This is a genomic window from Flindersiella endophytica (genome assembly GCF_054779015.1).
On the sequence record NZ_BAAGYY010000019.1, the window covers coordinates 152,630 to 175,838 of the forward strand.

The following is a 23,209-nucleotide window of genomic DNA, read 5'->3' on the forward strand; positions in this document are numbered from 1 at the left end:
GAACAACAGACATGCGACGCATCATCGCTGCCCTGCTCGCCACCGCCGGTCTGGCCGTGGGCCTGGCCGCGTGCGGTGCGGGCGACTCCTCCGATGCGGACGCACCGCTGAAGGTCGGAGTGAGCCCGGTACCCCACGGCGAGATCCTCAACTACGTCAAGGAGAACCTCGCCGAGAAGGAGGGGCTGAAGCTCGACGTCATCGAGTTCAACGACTACGTTCAGCCCAATGTCGCCTTGAGCGAAGGCGAGCTGGACGCCAACTACTTCCAGCACGTGCCGTACCTCAACGAGGAGAAGAAGTCCAAGGGCTACGACTTCACCGCGCTGCAGCCGGTGCACGTCGAGCCGCTGGGCGTCTACTCCAAGCAGGTCGACAAGCTCAGCGACGTACCGGACGGCGGCGTGGTCGCGATCCCGAACGACCCGTCGAACTCCGGACGAGCGCTGAACCTCCTTGCCCAGAACGGTTTGCTGGAGCTCAAAGCCGGTGCGGGCGTCAACGCCACCCAGCGCGACATCGTGAGCAACCCCAAGCACCTGAAGTTCGACGAGCTCGAGGCCGCACAGCTGCCCCGGAGCCTGGACGACACGGCGCTCTCGGTGATCAACGGCAATTACGCCATCCAGAGCGACCTCACGCCGGCCAAGGACGCGCTGGCGCTGGAGTCGGGGAAGGACAACCCGTACGCCAACCTCGTCGTCGTCCGCGAGGGCGACGAGAAGGACCCGCGCGTGGTGAAGCTGGAGAAGCTGCTGCGTTCGCCCGAGGTGAAGAAGTTCATCGAGGACAAGTACAAGGGTTCGGTGCTGCCGGCCTTCTAGCCGGCGACGCGCCAGCCGTCGAGAACCTTGTCGATGGTGTCGCGGATCCGTTCGCGGGCGATGTCGCGGGGAACGCCCGACATCAGCAGCTGGTCGTAGTCGGTGTCCTCGTGCCGCACCGACGCGACCACCGCGAACGTGACGGCCTCCGGGTCCAGCGAGCGGCCCGCGGCCGACCTGCCGACCCGCCCGCTGCCGCGCACGGCGGCGTGCCTGGCGATGCGTTCGGCGCGGTCGGCCGGGCACGCCGGGAACAGGCGGAGGATCTCCGCTGTCATGTCGGCGTAGAGCTGGACGTCTTCACGCTCGCGTCGCTCCCGGCCGCGTTCGCGTTGCCGGGCACGCGCGTCGGCGTCGGCGAGGCATTGCTGCTCGGCGGTTTCGAGCGCGGCCTCCTCGACCAGCGTGCCCTTGCGTTCGTGCCGTTTGCGCCGCTTGTTCCAGCGAACGACGATCGCCGACAGCGTGCTGGCCTGCTTCGATCGGCGGGTCAGTGCGGTGTCGCCGGCCGGCAGGAAGACCAGGTGGTCGAGGTCGACGCAGGTCAGGCACAGCGGTGCGCCGTCCTCCAGCATGAGCAGTGAGCCGTCGCGCCGGCCGCACTCGGCGCAGGTGAAGTCCTTCTCCGGTTGCACGACCTCGAGGTCGGGTGCCTTGCTCTGCCGTTCGACCAGTTTGGCGCGTCTGGACTCCGGCAGGTCCGGCGAGATCCAGTGGGTACGAAAGGAGGTCTCGTCGCCGGCCCCGACGAACGCCAGCGGGCGGCGCTCGCGGGTGCTCGACACATAGTCGACGGTCATCGGCTGCAGGTCGTTGGCCTGGGCCCAGCCCTCCAGCGCCGCGACGGCGGCCCGAAGTTTCTCCGTGTCGACCTGGATCTCGATGCCGAGCCGGCTGATCCGGCCCTGCCGCCAGCGGTCGATCGAGCGGCTGGAGACCCAGCCGAGCGCTGCGAGCACGTCGACCGGAGCGACGTACTTCTGCTTGGCCAGCGCGGCCGCGGCCGCCGTCTCCACGCGCTGGGTGAGCTTCACGGACACGAGCCTAACCTCACTTCATCCGCAAGACCGGACCCCTTGGCGTGAATGGCAAACGCGCGCCTTCCGTCACCAGGAACGCGTGGAGAACGGCTCCTCGGTCTTCGGCGGCTGGACCAGATCTGGTCCGGGGCGCTGGGCGAGGGACTCGAGAACCCAGCTGTGGATGCCGTTCGCCGCTGCCCAGGCCAGCCAGCCGTCCGCAGACGCGCGCAGGTGAACGTGCACCAGCCGGTTGACCAGCGGAGGCGATCGGCCTGGCCAGCGCGTTGTCGGTCGCGCGGTTTCCGGCTCCGATCACGATCGAGCCGGGCGGCAGCTCGTACGTACCGATCCTGCCCAGGATGAACGGTGCGGGGCCGAGCTGCCAGCTGGTTTCTCGTTCTGCTAGGGAGCTACGACGTCCCAGTGCTCGGCCAGCAGGTCGTCGTCCACTCGCCAGATGTCAACGATGGCGCGGCTTCTCGGCGCTCCCGGCGTGTGCGCCTGATAATGCACGGCCACCAAGTTCCCGTCGGCGACGACATGCTGGATGTCGACTTTCGTGTCGGCGATGGGGGAGCCGACGAGGTAGTCCATGGCCGCTGTCCGGCCGGCCGGAATGTCCGGGTTGTGCGAGCTGAAGTCCTCGTGCAGCAGCCGGCCGAGGCCGTCGAAGTCGCGGGCCGCGAGCCGCTGATATGCGTTCAGGACAAGCTCTTTGCTCGATGTCAACGCTGTCATGTCAGCCAGCATGCGGGTTCGGCCGGCGGCAGTCGATAACCTCTGAGGTCATGAACTCCCGTTCGTTCGGCGAGCTGCTCCGCGACTGGCGGCGGCGCCGCGGCCTCACACAGCTCGACCTGGGGCTGGAGGCGGGCGTGTCGACCCGGCACCTGAGCTACGTCGAGAACGGCCGGTCGCAGCCGAGCCGGGAGATGGTGGAGCGTCTGGCCGAACGCCTGGACGTACCGCTGCGGGAGCGCAGCCAGCTGCTGGTGGCGGCGGGCTACGCGCCGACGTACCAGCAGCGATCGCTCGACCTGCCGGAGATGGCGGCCGCGAGGCAGGCGCTGAACCAGATCCTCGACAGCCACGAGCCCTTCCCCGGCCTGGTGGTCGACAGGTACTGGAACGTCGTGTTCGGCAACGACGCGGCGATGGCGTTGTTCGAGGACGCCGATCCGGAGTTGGTCGCCCCGCCGGTCAACGTGTTGCGGCTCGCCCTGCATCCGAAGGGCTTCGCGTCCCGGCTGGTCAACCTGGCGGAGGTGCGGACGAGCCTGCTCGGGCGGCTGCGGCGTTCGCTCGAGGCATCCGGCGATCCGGGGCTGGCCTCGTTGTACGAGGAGGTTCGCGGCTATCCGCCTGGTGAGGAAGCGTTTCCGTCGCAGCCGCTGCAGCCTTCGCAGCCGGGGCCGAACGAGATCGCGCTGCCGCTCCGCTTTCGGACCGACGACGGCGAACTCGCGTTCTTTTCAACGGTTTCAACGTTTGGCACGGCGTACGACATTACGTTGAGCGAGCTGTCGATCGAGCTCCTTTTCCCGGCGGACCGCAAGACAGCGGAGCTAATGACCGGCCGCCCCGGCCCCGTCGTAGAGTGAGCGCCGTGGAGTCGGAGGAGTTCGAAGCCCGGCAGCGGTCCCGTGGATACCTCCACGGCCTGATGGTGGAGACCGCACGGAAGCGGTGTCGCTCTCGGCGAGCATCGCGACGGCAACGTTCACCCGTGCCGCGGGGGAGCGGGCTCAGTTCGACTCCCGGTTGTGGTTTGGTGCGGGGATCGATGACGTCGTCGACTACTTCTCGTGGCGGCTGGCGGATGCCGCCAGGCACGTGTTGAACAACTGGTGCTACTGGTTCACGAGCTGGCGGCCAGGGGCATGAAGGGAAAGCGTGAAGTTCACGATTCGACAAGCCGGACTTGACGACGTAGATCGGGTGGTCGGATTCGCGATCGCCCACCTGGGCGGGGATCTCGCCACCTGGATCACCCGCTTCGATCCCGACATCCACGAGCCGCGCCGGTGTCTGCTGATCGCGGAGTCCTCGTCCGGCGAGGACGGGTCGGGCGTCATCGCTTATGGGCGAGTGTCGTACTTCGAGCGGCCCCTGGACAGTCCGCCTTCCGTGGCGCCTGCGGGCTACTACCTCGGCGGTGTGCTGGTCGACCCGTTGGCCAGGCGATTCGGCGTTGGGCGGGCGCTGACCGTGGCGCGGATGGAGTGGGTGCGGGAGCGTGCCGATGAGCTGTGGTACTTCGCCAACGCGCGTAACGAGGCGTCCCTCGAGATGCACCAGGAACTGGGGTTCGAAGAGGTGAGCCGGTCGTTCACGTTCCCTGGCGTGACCTTCGAGGGTGGTGAGGGTGTGCTGGCGGTTGTGCGGTTCCGTTAGCGTGCAGGTATGAGTTCCTTGCCCGTAACGGGTTTGCATGCCGAAGTGATCGTCGCGCAGCATGTGGTGCGTGCGCAGATCGACGGACTGACCGAGGCGGAGGTGCGCGCGCCGTCGAGCCTGCCGGACTGGACGCGCGGGCACGTACTCGCGCATCTCGCGACGTTCTCGCAGGCGTTCGCGCGCCAGACGCGATATGCCCTTGCGAGCAAACTGATCGAGGTCTACGACGGCGGCCGGCCGGGCCGCAACGCAGCGATCGAGGCACTGGCCGGGGCGTCGGCGCCCGACCTGGTGCGGGCGGTGAACGACGGGTTCGCCGCGCTGGAGGCAGGCTGGGCCGAAGCCGAGCCGGACGACTGGTCGCGCCCCGTCACCTACCGCGACGGGACGCTGCTCGGCACGCTCTACTGCTGCTGGCGCGAGTTCGGCATCCACGCCGTCGACCTCGACCTCGGCGTGACTCCGGCGAACTGGTCGCCGGAGTTCTGCGCCCACGTGATCGACTTCCTGCAACCGCGCACGCCGGATGGCGTCCAGCTCACCCTGGCAGCGTCTGACGGAGACACGTGGACGTACGGCACGGGCGCGGCGGTCGAGGTCAGGGGAGAGCTGACCGACCTGACGGCCTGGTTCGCCGGCCGCGCACCGAGAGGTCCCCTGGAGTCGTCGACAGGTGCGCTGCCCGAGCTCGCGCCGTGGCCGTAGGCCGACTGCCGCCACACTCGCCGCCGCCCAGCCCAACAGCCCGCCAGCCACCCGTCCGACGCCGACAGGCTGGCAGGGTCAGCCGGCTGACCTGGCCGCTGCCTGACCCGACCGGCGCGGGCCTGCTGCGCGAGTGGCAGCGCTCGCGATGCCTGGCTTAGCCGGCCCGGGCAAGCTGTCCGGCCGGCAACCCGACTGGGTGGCATGACTCTGCCGGCTGCTGTCTAGTACGGCTGCTGTCTAGTACGGCTGCTGTCCAGTACGGCTGCTGTCTGGCGCGGCTGCTGTCCAGCCGGTCCGCAGTCAGAGGCGGTCGCTGGACGGCGTGCCGGCGGGGTGAGTGGCAGCGCCCGCGATGCGTGGCCTTGCGATCCGGCGGGCAGTCCGACCGGCCGGGCACTGCACGCTGCTGGCCGGCGCGGCCGCTAGCCAGCGGATCGGCTGCGTAGGTCGCAGGCGTTCGCGATGCCTGGCTCAGCTTGCTGGCGAGCGGTCCGGCTGGCCGGGCAGGGCTCTGCTGGCTCCTGTCCGGCCCCAGCCGTTGTCAAAGCGCGGCTGCGGTTCGGCGCAGCCGTTAGGCGGCCTGCTGAGCGGGCCGGAGGATGAGCGCCATCGCTGCTCCAGCCAGGGCGATCAGCGCTGCCACCACGATCGCGGTGTTGAGGCCGGTGGCGGCGTTGTGGTCGGGGCCGGAGGTGGCTGCCACGATCGCGATCATCATGGCGACTCCGATGGAGGCGCCGATGTAGCGAGCCGTCTGGTTCGCTCCCGAACCCATGCTTGCCCGGCCGGCCGGGACGCTCGCGATCGCGAGGCCGGCGAGTGCCGCGTTCGTCAGTCCGCTGCCGATACCGGCGATCAGCAGACCGGCCACCGCTCGCGGCCAGGACCACGACTCCGCGATCCCGAGCAGCACCAGGTCGCCTGCCGCGGACAGCGCGAGCCCGATGGCCAGCTGGACTCGCGGGCTCACCCGCAACCTCCGCGACTGCAGCGCCGCCAGGAACGCCATCCCCGACCAGATCCCGAACGTCGCCGCGCTGCCCAGCGGCCCGAAGCCCTGCGCCGCCTGCAGCACGGTGGGGAAGTAGCTCATCAACCCGATCACGGACAGTCCGGTGATCAGCGCGCCGACGGTCGCGAGTACGAACAGCGGTTGCCGCAGCAGCCCCAGGTCGAGCATCGGCGCCCGCCCTCGCCGTTCGACCACGACGAACGCCGTCAGCGAGACGACCGCCACTGCCAGCAGGACGGCCACCGACGGCCGCGCCCAGCCGAGCCGGCCCTCGGTGAGAGCCGCCAGCAACGCGGTCAGCCCGACGCTGAGCGTCCCAACGCCGGCGGGGTCCAGCGCCCGCGACTCCGCGGCCTTGGACTCCTTCAGGACCAGCAGAGCGAACGGAATCAGCCCGGCCGCCGCCACCGCGAACACGCCGTACCCCAGCCGCCAGCTCCACGCGTCGGCCAGCGCGCCGGAAACGATCGGGCCCAGCGCGATCCCGAGTCCCAGCATCGCGCCCCACAGTGCGGTCGCGTGCGCGCGCCGGGGACCAGCAGGGTAGGTGTGCCCGATGATCCCGAGGCTCGTCGCCAGCATCGCTGCGCTGGCGCCGCCCTGCACCACCCGGGCCAGTACGAACACCAGCGTGCCCGTCGCCAGCGCCGCCACAGCACCGGACAACGCGAACAACCCGGCGCCGATCACGAAGACCCGCTTCCGTCCGTAGTCGTCGGCCAGGCTGCCGACGGTGAGCAGCAGCGCAGCGAGTCCGAGCACGATGCCGTTCAAGATCCAGGTCTGCCCGGTCAGGCCGGAGCCGAGGCCCCCAACCGTCTGCGGCAGCGTCGTCATCGGCGCGCAGTAGTTCATCAGCGTGATCAACGTCGCGGCGCTGACCACGGCGAGTGAAGCGCCGGCCCGCCGATGTTCACGGCCGGCGGCGGTCGTAGCAATCTGCGTCTTAGGTTCGGTGATTGAACTCACCCGGCAGACCGTAGCATGCGTTGGTTCATTCAACGAACCGACAAGGTAAACTCTTGGTCATGGCACTCGGCAAGGACTACGCGGGCCAGGACTGCTCGATCGCCCGCGCGCTCGAGCTGATCGGCGAGCGGTGGACGCTGCTGATCGTGCGCGACGCGTTCTACGGCGTACGGCGCTACAGCGACTTCCTCGGCCATCTGGAGATCCCGCGTGCCGTGCTGGCCGAGCGGCTGAACGCGCTGACCGACGCGGGCGCGATGGTCAGGCACCGCTACCAGGAGTCGCCGCCGCGCGAGGAGTACGTCCTCACACCGATGGGGGAGGACCTCTTCCCGATCGTGTACGCGCTGCGCGAGTGGGGCGAGCAGTACTTCCCGGGCGCGAACGGCCCACGGCTGCTGTTCTTCCACACCGAGTGCGACCGGCAGCTCGACGCCCACGCCAACTGCCCGAAGTGCGGTACGCGACCCGAGCTGCGCGACCTGGAAGTACGACCCGGCCCGGGATCCGCCTCCAAGCGCACGGACCGCGTGGCAGCGGCGTTGAGGAGGCCTCGCCGCCTGCTCGAGCCGATCTGAGCCTCCGGCACCCGCCAGCACCGCTCGGCCAGGCGGCACCGCTCGGCCGGCACGGCTGGCTCGGCCAGGCGGCATGGCAGGCACCGCTCGGCCGGCACGGCATAGCCAGGCGGCACGGCATAGCCAGGCGGCACCGCTCGGCCGGCACGGCTGGCTCGGCCAGGCGGCACGGCTCGTCGGCGTTTGCCGGCTTTGGGGGTGGCCGGGTTTAGGCTGCCGGTGATGGACACCACAGCGATCGGCAACGAGCAGCCGGACGCCACCGCCCTCTCGGCCGCCCGCGCCGGTGACGAGGCCGCGTACACCTCGCTCGTCGAGCCCTACCGGCCCGAGGTGCACGCCCACTGCTACCGCATGCTCGGCTCCGTCCACGACGCCGACGACGCCGTGCAAGACACGCTGCTGCGTGCCTGGAAGGCCATCGACCGCTTCGAGGCACGCAGCTCGCTGCGCTCCTGGCTCTACCGCATCGCCACCAACGTCTGCCTCGACGCGATCGGCCGCCGCGCCAAGCGGGCGCTTCCGGTCGACCTCCGCCCGTCGGCCGAGCGGGCCGTCGCCGAGGAGCGGCCGCTCACCGACTTCCCCTGGCTGGAGCCCTATCCAGACCAGGAGCTCGCTCCTGGCCACGCGGCGCCGGACGCCCGCTACGAGCTGCGCGAGAGCGTCGAACTGGCGTTCGTCGCCGCGTTGCAGCACCTGCCAGGCAACCAGCGCGCCGCGTTGCTGCTGTTCGACGTCCTCGGCTTCTCCGTACGCGAGATCGCCGACACGATGGCGACCACCCAGGCGTCGGTCAACAGCGCGCTCCAGCGGGCCCGGAAGATCCTGCAGGAACGCGTGCCGGAGCCCAGCCAGCAGCGCACGCTACGGGCACTGGGCGACGAGAAGATCCGCAAGCTGGTCGCCGACTACTCCACCGCACTCGAGAACGGCGACCTCGACACGCTGCTCAAGCTGCTGACCGAGGACGCTTCGTGGTCGATGCCGCCACTGGCCGACTGGTACGCCGGTCATCAGGCGGTCGCCAACTTCCTGGTGGAGAAGCCGCTCCGAGTCCGGTGGCAGCACCTCCCGGCCACCGCGAACGGCCAGGTCGCGGTCGGCTGCTACTGGTGGAACGAGGAGCACCAGGACTTCCGCGCCGGCGTGCTCGACATCCTGACCCTGCGCGGCGACCGGATCGCCGCCGTGACCGCGTTCATCGACGGCGAGCTCTTCGAGCAGTTCGGCCTGCCGAAGATCTACCAGCCCGCCTGAACGCGCCGGGCAGCCTCGGGCTCGGCCCGGTTTGCCGCGTCGGAACGGGCAGGTGTGCTTCGGCGGCTACGGCCGGCGGCTTCCGGCTGGGGTCGGTATGCCGCGTCGGCGTGCCGGGGTGCTCTGCCAGCTGTGGCCGGCAGCCTCCAGCTGGGATCGGTGTTCCCGCGTCCATGCCAGGGCAGGCCGGGAGTGGTGACACCGCGACAACGCGAGATCCACCCGCCCGGCCGAAATACCGGGGCGCTCACTGCAGCTTCGTCAGCAGCCAGCCGCTCAGGTCGGTGTAGCCCGGCTCCTGTGAGCTTGCGACCCGCACGCTGCGGCTGGAGCGCGGCCCGTCGACGTACCACGAGATGATCTTGGTCGGCGTGATCCGGATGATCTCGCGGGAGAAGAACGGCACAGGCGGCTCGTGGTCGGTCAGCGCCACCGCCGTGCCCCGCACCTCGATGCCTCGCGGCGACCACGGATCGACCGTCGCCACGTCGTCCACGACGAACGAGACCGAGCTGCCTGCCTGGACGTTCCGGAACTTCTTCGACCCACCCAGCCCGTGCCCGCCGATCACGATCGAGCCGGCGTCGAGGAAGAAGTTGACCGGGCTGTTCTGTACCTGCCCGTCCGGCGAGACGGTCGCCAGCCGACCCAGCGGCTGCGTGGCGAGGTAGTCGAGCTCGGCCTGGGTGAAGATCTCGGACGTCGGCATGTCGGCAATTCTCCCTTTCTCGCGGCACACAAGGGCAGCGAGCCCACGCCGCCATACCTGAAAGGGTGACGCGGGCCGGGGCATTCCGGACCCGGCCCACAATTCAGCCGGCCGCCGGGATCTCCACCGCCGCGAAGTTCCAGCGATGCCGGTTCCCAGTCCAGCTGCTCGCGGTGTCCAGCCGTACCTCCGTGCCCGGCATGGCCACGAACCCGGAGCGTCGCTGCAGCCAGTACGAGTCGCCCCACTCGTCCTCGACGTACTCGTCGACCATCACCTGTCCCGCACCGACCACCCGCGAGTGCGCGCCGTCCCAGTCGTTCCCGACGCCCCAGACCAGTGCGTGCGCGGTGGTCGTGGTCAGGCTCACGCCGGCGTGTGTGTCGTCGGACCCGGACGCCACCGCGACCGCGCCCGTACGAGCCGGGTCCGCGTCCCGGAACGCCACCACGGTCAGCGATCCGGCCGAGGCGGTCTCCTCCCGTACGGCGGTCACGGCGACGTCGGTCAGCGCCGACGGAGCCACCGCCCGCCAGACCTCCGACGTGCCCGGCCGATCGTTGGCCTGGGCCACCCGCCGCCAGTGCAGCCCGCCGCCGTAGACCCGCGCGATGCACTGGTCCGGATCTCCGCTGGAGGCGACGAACGCGTACAGCACCTCGCCCGGATCGTGCGTCGACAAACGCGGTGACGTGATCCGGTACGACCCCGGCGGCGCCTGGTGCGTGGTCGCCTGGACGTCGACCGTCGGCGGGGCGGTGTTCAGCGGGTCCGCTGTGCTCTCCGCACGGAACGCGTCGTACAGCGGCTTCGGGCTCCCGTCGAGGTTGAGCAGGTCCATCGCGCCACCCTCGTGCGAGGCGATCGTGAACAGGTTCGCCGCCCACACGTCGTGTTCGCGCAGCATGCGGATCATCGCCGCGACATACGGCTGGACGAACGCCGGATCGGCGGCCCGAGCGTCGCTGTTGTCGATCGTGTAGTTGTACTCCGAATCCGCGATCTTGATCCGCGTGCCGATCGGTTCGCCATCCAGCGACAGGCCGTCCCAGATCTTGGCGATCCCGGTACGCAGCTGGTCGATCTGCCCGCCCCAGTACTCGATCCGGCGGAGGATGTCGGCGAGCGTCGGGTCGTCGGTGGCGTTGGGGTAGGTGTGCAGCGACACGAAGTCCGGCACCACGTCGGCGTCGCCGGTCGCGACGTAGGTGTCGCGGACGCGGGTCAGGAAGTCCTCGACGTAGGCGACCGACTCGGGGTTGGTGTTGGCATGCGCCGGCCCGCCGACGTAGATCTCGAATCCCATCGACCGGGCGTACTTCTTCAGGTCCGGTACGACCCGGTTCCACTCCGAGGCGTACCGCTCGGCCGTCCAGCCGCACTGCTTGTCGGGCTCGTTGCCGAACTCGTACAGCTGCACCCGGCTCCCGGCCTGCTTGACGACCTCGCGCAGCCACTCGGTGTTCCAGTAGTCCGGCGCGGCGTCGCACTGCTGGTCCCAGATCGGAGGCAGCTTGAGCAGCGGAGTCGCCCCAAGATCACGGATGCCGTCGATCGCGGAGTTGAACTGCTCGACCGTCATCGAGTCGGCCTGACCCTGTTGGAGGTAGTCGAATTTCTTCCACACACCCCACCGGATAAGGTGCGTCCTGGCCGCTACGACCGACTGCCGGGCAACGGGCTGGTTGACCGCGATTCCGCCGTCGAGATCCCAGGCTCCGATCTCCGTACCGAAGATCAGATCCTTGCGTTCGAAGACGGATCGGTCGAGCGGCGCCGCGATCCTGGTCGCGGTTGCGTCATCGCTTGCACGCATGCCCACAATGGGGAAAGTGGCCAACACGAGCAAGACGAGGGCCACCGGGGCCGAAACACCACCACGTCGCATGTCAACTACGTCCGGTTAGCCCGCAGCGGGGTTACAGCACCGTCCACCCAGAGCACGACTGTTAACCGCGTTGTCACACACAGACCGGGTACGAGATGCGACACTCGCCTCGAACGCATACAGAACCGCGACGTACCACCCTGGTACCGACCTGCACCTACCGAACCGGAGGAGGTTTCGATGACTCTCGAGCCGCTTGGCTTGACTGGCCGAACTGAGCTCACCGCCGATGCGTTGCTGATGATGTCGAATCTGACTCCGGACGAGCCGGACAGCTCGACGCTCCAGCGCGCTCACGCCGCCGCCCGGATGCGGGCGAGCCGGCTCTACGCGGTGTCCGCTGCCCTGGCCGAACCACCCGGCCTCATCTTCCGCGCGAATCCCTGAGCGCGGGTGGCAACCCCAGACCCGATCCCGCAGTCGGTACCCCTTGGCATCGCCGAAGCTCGGCTCGCCATTGACGCGGGACTAAGCAGTTGTACTGACATCGTCAACAGCTGCCTGCGTGCCGCCGACGGCTTCGACGAGGCGCTGGGCGCGTTCGCGACCCGCTTCGAGGAGTCGGCGCTCGCTTCGGCGCAGGCAGCTGACGAACGTCGGCTGGCGGGGGACAGCGGTGGCTCGCTGTCCGGTATCCCGCTCGCCGTCAAGGACCTGATCCTGACCTCCGAAGGGCCGACCCGGGCGCACAGCGCGGTGCTCGACGAGGGCCTGGCTGGGCAGGACGCGGTTTCCGTACGCCGGCTGCGCGAGGCCGGCGGGATCATTGTCGGCAAGGCGGCGACGATGGAGTTCGCCGTCGGGCCGCCCGAGCAGGTGGCCGAGCCGGATCGGCTGCCCAGCCGGGCGAGCCACAACCCGTGGGACCCCGCGCGCTGGACCGGCGGTTCGAGCGCTGGGACGGCGTGCGTGGTGGCGTCGGGCATGGCGCTCGGCGGGCTGGGCACCGACACGGGCGGGAGCGTACGGATCCCGGCGGCGCTGTGTGGCATCACGGGCATGAAGCCGACGTACGGGCTGATCCCCAAGACGGGGTGCATCCCGCTGGCGTACAGCCTCGACCACATCGGGCCGATGGCCCGTTCGGCGTACGACTGCGCGCTCCTGCTGGAGATCCTCGCCGGCCGCGACGACGGCGACCCGGCGAGCGTCGACCTGGTGCCGCAGGCCTACGCCGCGCAGCTGGCGGCGGCCGTGGGCCAAGACCTGTCGGGCCTGACGATCGGGGTCGACTCGCTGACCCGGTTCGTGGAGCCGCACGTGCTGGACCCTGCGGTGCCGGACGTCTTCGCGTTGGCGGTGGCGGCGCTGCAGGACCTGGGTGCGCTGATCGTGCCGGTCGAGCTGCCGTTGTACGAGGAGCTGACCGAGGTCTATAACGTCACGATGACGGCGGAGGCCCTGGCGTACCACGCCCTCGACCTGTCGACGCGCTGGCACGACTACGGCGTCGGCACGCGAACGCTGCTGGCGTCGGGCGCCTTCTACACCGCGGCCGACTACGTACAGGCGCAACGGATCCGGCGGGCCGGGCAGAAGGCGCTGGCGGAGCTGTTCGGCACGGTCGACCTGGTGGTGACGCCGACGACGAGCGTGGCGGCGCCGCTGCTGTCGGAGCTGGACCGCTACTACAGCGTGGAGGGCCTGGCGGCGCTGCACACGCAGTACTGGAACGCGGTCGGCAACCCGGCGATCTCCGTGCCGATGGGCTTCAACGGCATGGGCCTTCCGCTGGGCCTGCAGATCGTCGGCCCGCCGTTCGCGGATGGCGCCATCCTGCACGCGGCCGATGCGTACCAGCGCCGCACCGACTGGCACCGGCGCGTGCCGGACCTGGTGCGCCCGCTGTACGCGGCAGAGCTGTCGCCGCAGGCATGAGGTACTCGTCGGATCCGACTGTTCGGCTTCGACAGTCGGATCCGGTTTGGTACTCGGTCCCACCTGGTACCGAGTTCCAGTTGGGACTGGGTTCCAGTTGGGACTGGGTTCCAGTTGGGACTGGGTTCCAGTTGGGACTGGGTTCCAGTTGGGACTGGGTTCCAGTTGGGACTGGGTTCCAGTTGGGACCGAGTTCCAGTTGGGACCGAGTACCAAGCTCGATGGCGAGCGAGCGGTCCAGCCGCCCGGTGCGGCCGGTCGTGTTGGGCAGCTCGCTGCGTCTGGCGGGACCGAGTACCAGTTGGAACTGAGTACCAGCTGGGCTCCAGTCGCGTCCGGTTGGTCGGGGCGCCTGCTTGGAGCGGTCAGCTGGATTTGGCGGCGGCCTGGAGGGCGGCAACCGCTGAGGTGACGTCGGAGTGCCAGGCTCGGAGCTCGACCACGGTCGGGGCGAGTTCGAAGCTGTGGTGGTGGGCGACGCGGGACAGGGAAAGCCAGGCGCGGCGGGCTTGTTCGGCCACGTCGGTGCCCACGAAGTCGGGAAGCAACAAAAGCTGGGCTCGCATCGGGGCGCCGCGGGCTTGGGGCAAGCGGGCCTTCCACAGCTCGTCCAAAGCCGACTCCAGCGCGAGCCGGGTCAGCCAGACGCAGGCCCGCGGCCACACCACCGGCGGCCCCGAGCCTTCGCCGAGTAGGCGGTCGGCCTCCTGCAGGAAGGTCTCCGGCGACGCGCCGGAGACCGCCGCGCTCATACTTGCGCCAGTCGTTTGGTCAGCCGGCGCACGACGCCGATGAGCTGCATCGGGTCGCCGATTTCGGCGCGGCCGTGGGTGGCCTGGTCGCACATCCGGAACGCGGCCTGCGCCCGCGCGTCGTAGGAGCCCAGCTCGCTCGCCACGTCGGAGGCGCGGTCGAGGTCGTCGAACAGGCACAGTGCGGTGATCTGGCTCAGCGTCGTGGCCTTGCCCAGCCGCTCCTCGATCCGCAGGTGTGGCACGCCCTTGTCGAGCTCGCGGCGCCAGATCGCCCGGTGGCAGGCGGCCTCGATCGCCGAACGGCACAGGCCCGCCACCACCGGGATACGGGTGGCCGTCGTGAACTGTTTGGTCTTCGCGATCGCCTGGGCGTCGTCGAGGTAGAGCTCGATCGGGTCGAGGACGCGGCGCAGCTCGATCTCGGAGTTTTCCCGGCGTACGACCTCCCAGATCGTCGACGGGAGTTGCAGCCTGCGCAGGGTCTCGGGCAGCCGGTCGTCGTGGCTGAACACCACGACCTGGTGGGTCTGGGCGGCCTCGACCAGCACTCGGGCCAGACCGTCGACCTTGGACGGGTCCATCGCCTGGACCGGATCGTCGATCACCACGAAACGGAACGGGCTCTCGGCAGCCGTCGCCCGCGGCAGGAACAGCGCGAGCCCCAGCGCGTGCAGCTCGCCCTGGCTCATCACGCCGAGCCCGCCGGTCTCGATCGAGTCGACCGCGACGTCGAGCTTCAGTTGCCGTCTGGTGCCGAGCCCGTCGAGCCGCAGGTCGCCGAGCTCGACGTTGCTCTGCTGGCGCAGCTGCTGCCAGATCGCCCGCGAACGATCGGCGAACGGAGCCAGCCGCTCGTCGCGCAGCACCTGGGCCTGCTTGCGCAGCCAGTCGAGCGCGGTCTTGACCGACCTCGCGTCGGCATCGAGCGAGGCCGCGCTGCCGGCCACCTCGACCCAGGCGGACAGCCGGCGCGCCAACGGACGCCAGGTCTCGTCGGCCGACGCGAGCACGCGCGCCGCCTCCGCGCGCACGAGATCGGCAGCGGCCGACACCCGCGCGTATCCGGCCTCCACGTGACCAGCCAGGGCTTCGTCGCCGGCGTCGGCCGGTGGCTCGGCCCACGCGGACCACTCGGCGAGCAGCGGCGCCGTGTCGACACCGTCCTGTTGCGAGAGGAGCGTGCGCGGCGGCGCCAGCAGCGTTCGCACCGAACGCCGGGCGACGCCAAGCTTCGTGTGTGCTTCGTCGATCGCCTTCGCCTCCGACTGCAACTGCTCGACCTCGGCGGCCGCGCCGCCGCGCCAGTCGTCGTCGAGCCGGCCCTCCCCGCACACCGGGCAGAGACCACCCGGGCCGTGCTGGTCCTGGTGGTCGATCGCGGCGCGCAGCAGCTTGGCCCGTCGCCTGGCCGCGTCGGCGCTCGTGCCTGCCATCGCCGACACCGCCTGGCTCGCGGCGGCCAGCGCCTCGAGCCGATCGCGAACGTCGGACGACGGTGGCACGGCGAGCCCGGCCAGCTGGCGCAGCTGCCGCAACTCGCCGACGTCGGCCACCTCACCGGCCGCCAGCCGTTCCAGCCCGGCCAGGTCACCGGCACCCAGCAGCTCCAGCGCCTGCCCGGCCCGCGGATCGTCGGCCTGCCCGAGCGCGGCGGTCAGCCCGGCCAGCTCGGCCGACAGCCGTTTGGTCTCGTCCTGCAGGCGTTTGCGCTCGGCCTTGAGGCCGGTCTCCAACGACACCAGCCGGTCGAGCCCGAGCAGGCTGTGCAGGGCATCGTGTAATTCGGTCGGCTTCGCGTTGAGCAGGCTGCCGAGCTCGGCGTAGGAGAGGAACGGCCGGTAGAGCTCGAGCGCGTGGTCCCACCCGAGTGAGCTCAGCGGCTGCACGGCTCCGTTGGGGGGTACGACAACGGCGTCGGCGTCGCCCAGGTCGGCTTCGGGCTCCCAGACCCGGCTGACCTTGGTGGTGCCGCCGGTGGCGTCGAGCGCCAGTCCGATCGTGATCGAGCACGGGTCGGGGGAGTGGAGGTTGCGCCAGCCCTCGCGCCACACCGCCGGCCGGCCCTTCCACCGATGACTGTCGCCGGTGAGCGCGAACTCCAGCGCCTCGGCGAAGCTCGACTTGCCAGAGCCGTTACGTCCGACGATCAGCGTGAGCCCAGGACTCGCCTGCAGCTTGACCGAACGCCGCGGCCCGATGCCGCGAAAGCCCTCGACGACGATGCTGCGGAGATATGCCTGCAAAGGCCGGGTTCGCGGGGTTTGCGCCGGAACGCGCGCCCCGGCAACGCGTTCGTCGTCGCCGGACGACTGAGCGAGTCCGGCGAGGATGAGCGCGGCGGCGTCCTCGTCGAGAGCGGTCTGGTCCAACCGCTCCAGCACGAGCTCCCGCAGCAAGTCATCCGCGGCCATCTCGCCCCCTCCGGGCTATTTCGAACAACCTAGGCCGCCACTCTACGAGCCGCCGCCGACATCCGCGCCCCCGCCGCGAGGACCACGGGTGCGAGGTCATCCAGGTCTTGTCAGGCGAACTTGCATGGCAGCTGCGCAACGACCGGCGCATGTGGTCATTGCGGCCCGGCGCGGAGGGCGGCCAGCGCCGACGCCGGATCGGAGGCCGGGGCACCGGCCAGATCCCAAGCGCCGAACGACTTCACGAACGGGTACCACTGAGAGTCGTGTCCCAGCCTGAGCTGGTGCTTTCCGCAGGTCAGCCGGTTGCTCTCCACGCGGACATCTTCACCGGGGTACGCCGACGCCAGCGCGGCCGCCGCCTCCGACATCACCGCGCTGTCGGGATCCCACGGCTCACGCAGCACGTCGACGCCACCCGCGCCGCCGAACTTCCACGCGATCGCCCATCCGGTCAGCTCCCGGGCGGGTACGCCGGCGTGCCGGGCCGCTTCGCTCAGCTCGTGCGTGCCGAGCAGCTCCACCGCTCGCCGCGCCGCGTCCTGCTCGTAGGTCAGCTCGCACGAAACGGCCTCACCGGTCGCCAGGGCCCACGCTCGCTCGGCGGCGTCGGTCGCGAGCGTGGCCAGTGCCTCGGCCGAGATCCCGGACTCCGCCGGCGGGGGTACGCCGAGTGCCGCCGGCCGCCCGGGCTTCGGCGGAGGCACCGACACGTGCGGCAGGTCGTAGTCGATCGAACGGGAGTAGGCCTCCCTGGCCACCACCCCTTGATCCTCGAGCGATTCGCCCGCGGGCCGTGGTCCCGCGGCTGTTCCCCGCCGCGACCGCAGGGCCGTCAGCACCTCGTCGCGGGACCGGCCGCGCAACTGCAGAAGCGCGAACGGGTCTTCGTCGAGCGCCTCGGCGATGACGTAGCAGACGGCCGCGGAGTGCTTGCAGGGATCGGCCCAGTCCGGGCAGTTGCAGCGCGGCTTGACCTCGCCGGTGCCGGGCAGCAACGACAGCCCAGCGTCGTAGGCGTCGTCGACGATCTCAGGCGGCAGCTCACCGTCGAGCAGCGCCGCGGTGCGCCCGAGCTGGGCCGCGATCATGTCGAACACGCGGTCCCACTCCTCGGCGGAGAACGCTCGCACCCGCACGGTCACGACGTACGGATCGAGCCGCGAGCCCTGCACCCGTGCGAGCACCACGCCAGGGGCGACCTGCAGCTCGCGAACCGTTCCGCGACGGGCGTAGCCGCGACCGCGCGACAGCCGGTTGGACTCGAGCTCCGCGCGTTCTTCCAGCGCCTCGACCCACGCGCGACCCCACCAGGTACGGCCGAACGACCGGCGGCTGCCCGGGCCACGCGCGGCCGGCGGGCGGTGGTCTTCGCCGTCCCGGTTGGCCCACCACGGACCCGGCACCGCCTGCGTCGGGCTCATTCGCGAGCTCCGAGCTGAACCAGATCGGCCAGGGCGTCGTTAGAGAGCTCGGTGAGCCAGCCCTCGCCGGAGTCGACGACCGCGTCGGCCAGCTCGCGTTTCGCCTGCATCAGCTCGCCGATCCGGTCCTCGAGCGTGCCCTCGGTCATCAGCCGGTGCACTTGAACCGGCTTGTCCTGGCCGATGCGGTAGGCCCGGTCGGTGGCCTGGTCCTCGACCGCGGGGTTCCACCAGCGGTCGTAGTGGATCACATGGCTGGCCTGGGTGAGCGTGAGGCCGACGCCGCCGGCCTTCAACGACAGCAGGAAGATCGGCACCTCACCGGCCTGGAAGTCGGCGACCATCCGGTCACGCTGCTTGACGGGCGTGCCGCCGTGCAGGAACTGGGTGCGCACGCCTCTGCCGGCCAGATGCTTCTCCAGTAAGGCGCACATCTCGACGTACTGGCTGAAGATCAGCACCGACTCGCCCTCGTCGAGGATGACGTCGAGCAACTCGTCGAGCGCCGCGAGCTTGCCGGAACGCCCGGCGATCGGCCCGTTCTCGTGGAGGTATTGCGCGGGATGGTTGCAGATCTGCTTCAGCGTCGTCAGCAGGCCGAGCACGAAGCCGTTGCGCTGGATCCCTTCGAGGGTTCGGATCTTGGCCATCGTCTCGTCGACGACGGCTTGGTAGAGCGAGGCCTGCTCCGAGGTGAGCGGCGCCACCAGATCGGACTCGGTCTTCGGCGGCAGCTCGGGCGCGATGCCGGGGTCGGACTTGCGGCGGCGCAGCAGGAACGGCCGGGTGATCCGGGCCAGCCGGGCGGTGGCGTCGGCGTCGCGGTAGCGCTCGACCGGAACGGCCAGGCTCTGCTGGAACTTCGGCAACGTGCCGAGCAGGCCGGGCATCGTCCAGTCGAGGATCGACCAGAGCTCGGACAGGCGGTTCTCGACGGGTGTGCCGGTGAGCGCGACCCGGGCCACGGCGGGCACCTTGCGGATCGCGCGAGCCGTACGAGACAAGGGGTTCTTGGCATGCTGCGCCTCGTCGGCGACGACCAGGCCCCAGACGGCGTCGGCCAGCTGGTCGGTGTCGCGCCTCGCGACGCCGTAGCTGGTGAGCACGACCTCGTCGGGCTCGAGGTCGTCGAGGTCGCGGACCGCGCCGTGGTAGCGGCGGACCGGAACCGTCGGCGCGAACTTCGTGAACTCGCGCTGCCAGGTGCCGAGCAGCGTTGTCGGGCAGATGACGAGCGTGGGCCCGGCGCCGAGCTCGCGGCGGTGGAGGTGCAGCGCGATCAGCTGCAGGGTCTTGCCGAGGCCCATGTCGTCGGCCAGGCAGCCGCCGAGGCCGAGGCTGGTGAGGTGAGACAGCCAGGACAGGCCGCGGCGTTGGTACGGACGCAACGTGGCCAGCAGATCAGGCGCCGGCTCGAGATCGTGGTCGGCGGCCGGCGCGTCGGCGATCGCGGCCGCGAGGTCGGCGAGCTGGCCGGTGGTGCTGAACGCGACCAGCTCACCGTCGGCCTCGAGTTCGCCGGCGAGCGTGGCGGCGAGTGCTTCGGCCGTGGTGAGGCGGCGTTTGGTCTTCCTGCGCAGGCGTTCGAGCATCTCCTTGTCGACGCGGATCCAGCGCCCGCGCAGCCGGATGAACGGGCGCTTGGCGTCGGCCAGCGCGGCCAGCTCGTCCTTGGTGAGCGGCTCGCCGTCGAGCTGCGGCTGCCAGCTGAACTCGACGAGATTCTGCAACGACAGCGTGGTTTCGACGCCGCCCTGCGGGGTGGGAGTGGACGCGGTGGCCTTCATCGCGAGGCCGCCGCCGAACAGCTCCTTGGGCCAGAGCACCTCGAGGCCGGCGGCGTCGAGGGCTTCGGCGCCTTCGTCGAGCAGGTCGTCGAGGTCGGCGTCGCCGAGGTCGATGCCGGTGGGGGTCGCTGCCTTGAGCGCGGCTTCGAGTGGGGGCCAGGCGCGGGCGCCCCGGCGCAGACCGAGCATGAGGTCGGCCTCGGCCTGCTCGCCGAACCGGGAGAGCACGGCGGCCGGAGCATGCCAGAAGTCGGCGATGTCGACTAGCAGGCTGGGGTCGGCGACGCTGCGCAGTTGGAGGACCGCACGCCAGGGCGCGGTGTCGTCGGCGTACATCGCAGCGGTGCCGACCGCCTTGTCGCGGGCCTCGCCGTCGGCATCGGCATCGGCCGCTTCGTGGCTGGCCTCGTTCTCGGCGCCGGCTGCCTCGGTGTCGTAATCATTGGCGACAGGATCGCCGACAGGATCGCCGACAGAACTGGCGACAATCGCGGCACCAGGATTGGCTGCGGGATTGGCGACGGGATTGGCTGCGGGATTGGCGACGGGATCGCCGACGGGATTGGCGACAATCGCGGCACCAGGATTGGCTGCGGGATTGGCGACGGGATCGCCGACAGAACTGGCGACAATCGCGGCACCAGGATTGGCTGCGGGAATGGCAGCGGGATTGGCGACAGTCGCGGCCTCGGGGTGGTCATCGTCGTCCGTGGGTTGGACGCGCAGGACGACCTTGGCGCCGGCCTGGTCGGCGCGTGCAGCTTCCACCAGCCAGCCGGTCGCGCCCGGCACAGCCACCGGTTGCCGACCGGCGAACGGTTCGGCGGGCCCGGCCAGGTGAGCGGCCGGCGTGCGGACCAGATGGTCGGCCAGCGCGTCCCAGAACTCGCGGACCAGCGCACCTGCGGACCGGATGCGTAACGGTGACGTGCCTTCGATCGGCAGTGCGTGGGCCTGCGGTGGCACGGTCGCCACGAACTCGCGTAGCCACCCGTGGTCGGACGGGTCGAGCGGCCCGACTCGCCAGGTGCCCGTGCCGTCGCCTGCGACCGCCGGCAGCAGCCGGCCGCGGGCGATCAGGCCCAGTCCGGCGAGGGCGGCCAGCGCCCAGGCCCGGCAGGTGCTCGGTCCGGACTCGGTGTCCCAGCCGAGCAGGACCGGCAGCGCGGCCGGCAGCGAAAGCAGCTGCGCGGGCTTGCGCACGCGCCGGACTCGTCCCGATTTGCCGGTGGGCAGCGCGAGCTCCACAGTGCCGTTGGTGTCGCCGTCGACGTTCCACAGTGCGAGCACGCCATCCCGAGCCGGCCGGCCCGGGACGAACACTGCTTCAACGCTCGACGACACCTGACGCAGCTTAACCTCGGGCACCGACATGGCTGGTTCCGGACAGCTTCCGCTCGTTGGATACCACCTGGGCCGGATCGCGGCTTTGCTGGGACGATGCGACGGCGCCGATTTCTCGCGCTCACGACCGGCGCTGCCAGCGCTTTGGCGCTGCAGGGAGTCCGGCCGGACGTTGCCGCGGCTGCCGACGGAGTCTCCGGCCGGGTCACCGACGTCGCCGGAGCGGCGTTGCCGAACGTCGAGGTCGTCGCCCGCCGGCCGGACGGGTCCGAGGCCGGTCGCGGTCGTACGAAAGAAGCGGGCGAGTACGCGATCGGGCTGCCGCCAGGCGCCTACCAGGCCACGGCGTACGCGGCCGGTTACGACCCGCAGGAGCGCGACGTGTCGGCCGGCGGTCCGGCCAAGGCGGACTTCGCACTGACCGCGACGACCAAGTTCTCGGGGACGGGACGGATGGTGCCCGGCCCGGTGAGCGAGGGCACGCCGCAGGACATCGTGCTCGCCAACGACCTGCTGGCGATGGCCGTCGCCGTGAGTACGGTCGACGCGGAGCTGCCCGGCAGGACCACGGGCAAGCCGGTCGACCTGGCGGCGGTGGGGCACCTGGACCAGCTCGACTGGCTGAGCCTGCCGTACGCCGCGTCGGCTCCGCTGCGTGGTCCGGATGCGTGGAGCCGCGGGCTGGTCTCCGCCTTGTTCACCGAGCTGCCGTCCGCGCGCGGTGCGCGTGCGGAGGCCCGCAGCGTCGGATTCGCCAACGAGAGTGGCGATGTGCTGGTCACGACAACGTACTCGATCGCACCTGGCGAGCCGTGGGTCGCCGTGGAGAGCGTGTTCGCCAACGGCTGGCAGGACGGGCCGATCGTCGCGTACGTCGGCGACGTGATCGACCGCGACGGCGATGCGCAGCGCAGTGGTGTCGCGGGGCACGGCGTGATCACGACGCCGGAGGACCAGCCGGCGGAGTACGTGCCGGCCGGCACCTGGATCGGCATGGCCGGCAACGACCGGCAGACCTACGGGCTGGTCTACGAGGACGAGGATTTCGTGGCGTACGGCACGGGCGCCTGGATGCTGACCGAACGCCGGATCGAGCTGCCGGCAGGGGAGACGTACACACTGCGCCGCCGCATCGTCGCGATCGACAACGGCGACGACAACGACCCGTTCGCCGTCCTCGAAAGGCTCAGCGGCTAACGACGGACGACCATCAGAAGCGATCCGGGCGGCAACCCGACAGAGCCGACTCAACGGTTCCGTCGACCAGCTCCCGCGCGACCAGGCGGCCCACGGCCGCGGCGAGCGTGACCGCCGAGTGCATCACGGCCACATAGAGGCCGGGGACGTCGGTGACCAGGCCGATGATCGGCTCACCGTCGGCGGGCATCGGGCGCACCCCGAGCCGGGTGCCGAGCAGCTCGACGTCCTCGGCGCCCTGGAAGGTGGACCGGACGGCGGCCAGGGTCTGTTCGGGTGAGTCCGCGGCGGCGATCAGCCGGTCAGCGGAGACCTGCCGAAGGTCGAAGTCCTCGGTGTTGACCACGGTGCGGACCAGACCGGCCGGGGCGCGAAGCTGGAACAGCGGCGACGGCGACGGTTCGACCGGGACGCGCGCACCGAGCGGCGCGCTCAGCGCCGCCGTGGCGACTCCGGCCGCCAGCACGACCGTCGTACCGGACAGGGATCCCGCCGTCGTCTCGACCCCGGCGGTCCGGCCCGCTGTGTCCCGGCGAACCGCGGTGACCGGCGTGTCCAGCTGTACCTGAGCTCCATGGCTGCGAGCGCCCGCGACCAGCCGCTCGGTCACGCCCACCGAGTCGACAGCGCCGTCACCCGGCGCCCAGACCGCCCACTCCGGGGGCTGCCGAAGGGCGGGCTCGAGCGTCGCAACGGTGGCCGCGTCCACGATCGTCTGCCCGGGCCCGGCGTCCGGCGCATCGTACTTTCTGGTCCAGCTCAGCGAGCCGGACCAGGTCACCGGGAGTCCCGGCAACTCGGCCGCGAGCCGGTGGTATTCAGCCGCCGCGGTGGCCCGCAGCCCGGCGGCCGGACCTGTACGCACGCCAGACGCTCCGACCCAGGCGAAGGAGTCCGCCGTCACGCCGGCGCCCGGCCGCCCGGCGTCGACCAACGTCACGATGGCGCCCGCGCGAGCGGCGTGATAGGCCACCGACGCGCCGACGATGCCGGCGCCGACAACGACCAAGTCCCTGCTCACCGTTGGGTTCGACACCTTCGCGAGC

20 protein-coding genes are annotated in these 23,209 nt (G+C 70.5%); 10 read left to right on the forward strand and 10 right to left on the reverse strand.

Going from position 1 to position 23,209, the window contains the following annotated elements:
• Window positions 1–11 precede the first annotated feature (11 nt).
• The gene (locus tag ACYVF6_RS21295) at window positions 12–824 is read left to right on the forward strand and encodes a MetQ/NlpA family ABC transporter substrate-binding protein (RefSeq protein WP_460523974.1); all 813 of its coding nucleotides are present in this window, start codon (window positions 12–14) and stop codon (window positions 822–824) included.
• Here the strand turns inward: ACYVF6_RS21295 and ACYVF6_RS21300 are convergent.
• Both ACYVF6_RS21300 and ACYVF6_RS21305 read right to left on the reverse strand, forming a co-directional pair.
• Window positions 821–1,858: a DUF2293 domain-containing protein gene (locus ACYVF6_RS21300; RefSeq protein ID WP_460523976.1), complete on the reverse strand. Its 1,038-nt coding sequence runs from the start codon at window positions 1,856–1,858 to the stop codon at window positions 821–823. The two genes, ACYVF6_RS21295 and ACYVF6_RS21300, sit on opposite strands and share 4 nt — an antisense overlap.
• Window positions 1,859–2,248: 390 nt before the next feature.
• Window positions 2,249–2,584: a nuclear transport factor 2 family protein gene (locus tag ACYVF6_RS21305; RefSeq protein WP_460523978.1), complete on the reverse strand. Its 336-nt coding sequence runs from the start codon at window positions 2,582–2,584 to the stop codon at window positions 2,249–2,251.
• Window positions 2,585–2,634: 50 nt separating this feature from the next.
• Between ACYVF6_RS21305 and ACYVF6_RS21310 the strand changes: the two genes are divergently transcribed.
• From ACYVF6_RS21310 to ACYVF6_RS21325, 4 genes are all read left to right on the forward strand, one after another.
• On the forward strand, window positions 2,635–3,447 hold the full coding sequence (locus tag ACYVF6_RS21310; RefSeq protein ID WP_460523980.1) for a helix-turn-helix domain-containing protein: 813 nt from the start codon (window positions 2,635–2,637) through the stop codon (window positions 3,445–3,447).
• A gap of 85 nt (window positions 3,448–3,532) precedes the next feature.
• Window positions 3,533–3,730 carry a hypothetical protein gene (locus ACYVF6_RS21315; RefSeq protein ID WP_460523982.1) on the forward strand — a complete coding sequence of 66 codons (198 nt, stop codon included), beginning with the start codon at window positions 3,533–3,535 and terminating at the stop codon, window positions 3,728–3,730.
• A 9-nt stretch (window positions 3,731–3,739) separates the two neighbouring features.
• Complete coding sequence (locus tag ACYVF6_RS21320) at window positions 3,740–4,240, forward strand: GNAT family N-acetyltransferase (RefSeq protein ID WP_460523984.1); 501 nt, start codon at window positions 3,740–3,742, stop codon at window positions 4,238–4,240.
• A 9-nt stretch (window positions 4,241–4,249) separates the two neighbouring features.
• Window positions 4,250–4,948, forward strand: coding sequence for a maleylpyruvate isomerase family mycothiol-dependent enzyme (locus ACYVF6_RS21325; protein WP_460523986.1), 699 nt, complete (start codon window positions 4,250–4,252; stop codon window positions 4,946–4,948).
• Window positions 4,949–5,522: 574 nt separating this feature from the next.
• Here ACYVF6_RS21325 and ACYVF6_RS21330 read toward each other — a convergent pair.
• Complete coding sequence (locus ACYVF6_RS21330) at window positions 5,523–6,932, reverse strand: MFS transporter (protein WP_460523988.1); 1,410 nt, start codon at window positions 6,930–6,932, stop codon at window positions 5,523–5,525.
• A 59-nt stretch (window positions 6,933–6,991) separates the two neighbouring features.
• Between ACYVF6_RS21330 and ACYVF6_RS21335 the strand changes: the two genes are divergently transcribed.
• Together ACYVF6_RS21335 and ACYVF6_RS21340 are read left to right on the forward strand one after the other, a co-directional pair.
• Window positions 6,992–7,510 carry a winged helix-turn-helix transcriptional regulator gene (locus ACYVF6_RS21335; RefSeq protein WP_460523990.1) on the forward strand — a complete coding sequence of 173 codons (519 nt, stop codon included), beginning with the start codon at window positions 6,992–6,994 and terminating at the stop codon, window positions 7,508–7,510.
• A 222-nt stretch (window positions 7,511–7,732) separates the two neighbouring features.
• The gene (locus ACYVF6_RS21340; protein ID WP_460523992.1) at window positions 7,733–8,770 is read left to right on the forward strand and encodes a sigma-70 family RNA polymerase sigma factor; all 1,038 of its coding nucleotides are present in this window, start codon (window positions 7,733–7,735) and stop codon (window positions 8,768–8,770) included.
• A gap of 247 nt (window positions 8,771–9,017) precedes the next feature.
• Here ACYVF6_RS21340 and ACYVF6_RS21345 read toward each other — a convergent pair whose 3' ends face one another.
• Together ACYVF6_RS21345 and ACYVF6_RS21350 are read right to left on the reverse strand one after the other, a co-directional pair.
• Window positions 9,018–9,479 (reverse strand): PNPOx family protein, encoded by a 462-nt coding sequence (locus ACYVF6_RS21345; protein WP_460523994.1) that lies wholly within the window; start codon window positions 9,477–9,479, stop codon window positions 9,018–9,020.
• A gap of 103 nt (window positions 9,480–9,582) precedes the next feature.
• A complete protein-coding gene (locus ACYVF6_RS21350) occupies window positions 9,583–11,295 on the reverse strand; it encodes a hypothetical protein (protein WP_460523996.1) in 1,713 nt (570 codons plus the stop codon).
• Window positions 11,296–11,547: 252 nt separating this feature from the next.
• On the opposite strand from ACYVF6_RS21350, the gene ACYVF6_RS21355 reads away from it, so the two are divergent.
• Both ACYVF6_RS21355 and ACYVF6_RS21360 read left to right on the forward strand, forming a co-directional pair.
• Window positions 11,548–11,754, forward strand: coding sequence for a hypothetical protein (locus tag ACYVF6_RS21355; RefSeq protein ID WP_460523998.1), 207 nt, complete (start codon window positions 11,548–11,550; stop codon window positions 11,752–11,754).
• A gap of 6 nt (window positions 11,755–11,760) precedes the next feature.
• Window positions 11,761–13,245 (forward strand): amidase, encoded by a 1,485-nt coding sequence (locus ACYVF6_RS21360; protein ID WP_460524000.1) that lies wholly within the window; start codon window positions 11,761–11,763, stop codon window positions 13,243–13,245.
• Between the two features lie 365 nt (window positions 13,246–13,610).
• On the opposite strand, the gene ACYVF6_RS21365 is transcribed toward ACYVF6_RS21360, so the two are convergent.
• The 4 genes from ACYVF6_RS21365 to ACYVF6_RS21380 form a co-directional block, all read right to left on the reverse strand.
• On the reverse strand, window positions 13,611–13,997 hold the full coding sequence (locus tag ACYVF6_RS21365; RefSeq protein WP_460524002.1) for a hypothetical protein: 387 nt from the start codon (window positions 13,995–13,997) through the stop codon (window positions 13,611–13,613).
• The gene (locus ACYVF6_RS21370) at window positions 13,994–16,411 is read right to left on the reverse strand and encodes an AAA family ATPase (protein WP_460524004.1); all 2,418 of its coding nucleotides are present in this window, start codon (window positions 16,409–16,411) and stop codon (window positions 13,994–13,996) included. The genes ACYVF6_RS21365 and ACYVF6_RS21370 overlap by 4 nt, the downstream gene beginning before the upstream one ends.
• Before the next feature lie 155 nt (window positions 16,412–16,566).
• Window positions 16,567–17,835: an SWIM zinc finger family protein gene (locus tag ACYVF6_RS21375; RefSeq protein WP_460524006.1), complete on the reverse strand. Its 1,269-nt coding sequence runs from the start codon at window positions 17,833–17,835 to the stop codon at window positions 16,567–16,569.
• Window positions 17,832–20,966: a DEAD/DEAH box helicase gene (locus tag ACYVF6_RS21380; protein ID WP_460524008.1), complete on the reverse strand. Its 3,135-nt coding sequence runs from the start codon at window positions 20,964–20,966 to the stop codon at window positions 17,832–17,834. Before ACYVF6_RS21380 ends, ACYVF6_RS21375 begins: the two co-directional genes overlap by 4 nt.
• Before the next feature lie 96 nt (window positions 20,967–21,062).
• On the opposite strand from ACYVF6_RS21380, the gene ACYVF6_RS21385 reads away from it, so the two are divergent.
• Window positions 21,063–22,163 (forward strand): carboxypeptidase-like regulatory domain-containing protein, encoded by a 1,101-nt coding sequence (locus ACYVF6_RS21385; protein WP_460524010.1) that lies wholly within the window; start codon window positions 21,063–21,065, stop codon window positions 22,161–22,163.
• A 13-nt stretch (window positions 22,164–22,176) separates the two neighbouring features.
• Here ACYVF6_RS21385 and ACYVF6_RS21390 read toward each other — a convergent pair whose 3' ends face one another.
• Window positions 22,177–23,184, reverse strand: a complete 1,008-nt coding sequence (locus tag ACYVF6_RS21390) for an NAD(P)/FAD-dependent oxidoreductase (RefSeq protein ID WP_460524012.1) — start codon at window positions 23,182–23,184, stop codon at window positions 22,177–22,179.
• Between the last annotated feature and the right edge of the window lie 25 nt (window positions 23,185–23,209).

What these genes read in the sequence shown, in the direction of transcription:
- ACYVF6_RS21295 (WP_460523974.1), top strand. Translation starts at nt 12, where the DNA reads ATGCGACGCATCATCGCTGCCCTGCTCGCCACCGCCGGTCTGGCCGTG.
- ACYVF6_RS21305 (WP_460523978.1), bottom strand. Translation starts at nt 2,584, where the DNA reads ATGACAGCGTTGACATCGAGCAAAGAGCTTGTCCTGAACGCATATCAG.
- ACYVF6_RS21310 (WP_460523980.1), top strand. Translation starts at nt 2,635, where the DNA reads ATGAACTCCCGTTCGTTCGGCGAGCTGCTCCGCGACTGGCGGCGGCGC.
- ACYVF6_RS21325 (WP_460523986.1), top strand. Translation starts at nt 4,250, where the DNA reads ATGAGTTCCTTGCCCGTAACGGGTTTGCATGCCGAAGTGATCGTCGCG.
- ACYVF6_RS21335 (WP_460523990.1), top strand. Translation starts at nt 6,992, where the DNA reads ATGGCACTCGGCAAGGACTACGCGGGCCAGGACTGCTCGATCGCCCGC.
- ACYVF6_RS21340 (WP_460523992.1), top strand. Translation starts at nt 7,733, where the DNA reads ATGGACACCACAGCGATCGGCAACGAGCAGCCGGACGCCACCGCCCTC.
- ACYVF6_RS21345 (WP_460523994.1), bottom strand. Translation starts at nt 9,479, where the DNA reads ATGCCGACGTCCGAGATCTTCACCCAGGCCGAGCTCGACTACCTCGCC.
- ACYVF6_RS21350 (WP_460523996.1), bottom strand. Translation starts at nt 11,295, where the DNA reads ATGCGTGCAAGCGATGACGCAACCGCGACCAGGATCGCGGCGCCGCTC.
- ACYVF6_RS21355 (WP_460523998.1), top strand. Translation starts at nt 11,548, where the DNA reads ATGACTCTCGAGCCGCTTGGCTTGACTGGCCGAACTGAGCTCACCGCC.
- ACYVF6_RS21365 (WP_460524002.1), bottom strand. Translation starts at nt 13,997, where the DNA reads ATGAGCGCGGCGGTCTCCGGCGCGTCGCCGGAGACCTTCCTGCAGGAG.
- ACYVF6_RS21370 (WP_460524004.1), bottom strand. Translation starts at nt 16,411, where the DNA reads ATGGCCGCGGATGACTTGCTGCGGGAGCTCGTGCTGGAGCGGTTGGAC.
- ACYVF6_RS21375 (WP_460524006.1), bottom strand. Translation starts at nt 17,835, where the DNA reads ATGAGCCCGACGCAGGCGGTGCCGGGTCCGTGGTGGGCCAACCGGGAC.
- ACYVF6_RS21385 (WP_460524010.1), top strand. Translation starts at nt 21,063, where the DNA reads ATGCGACGGCGCCGATTTCTCGCGCTCACGACCGGCGCTGCCAGCGCT.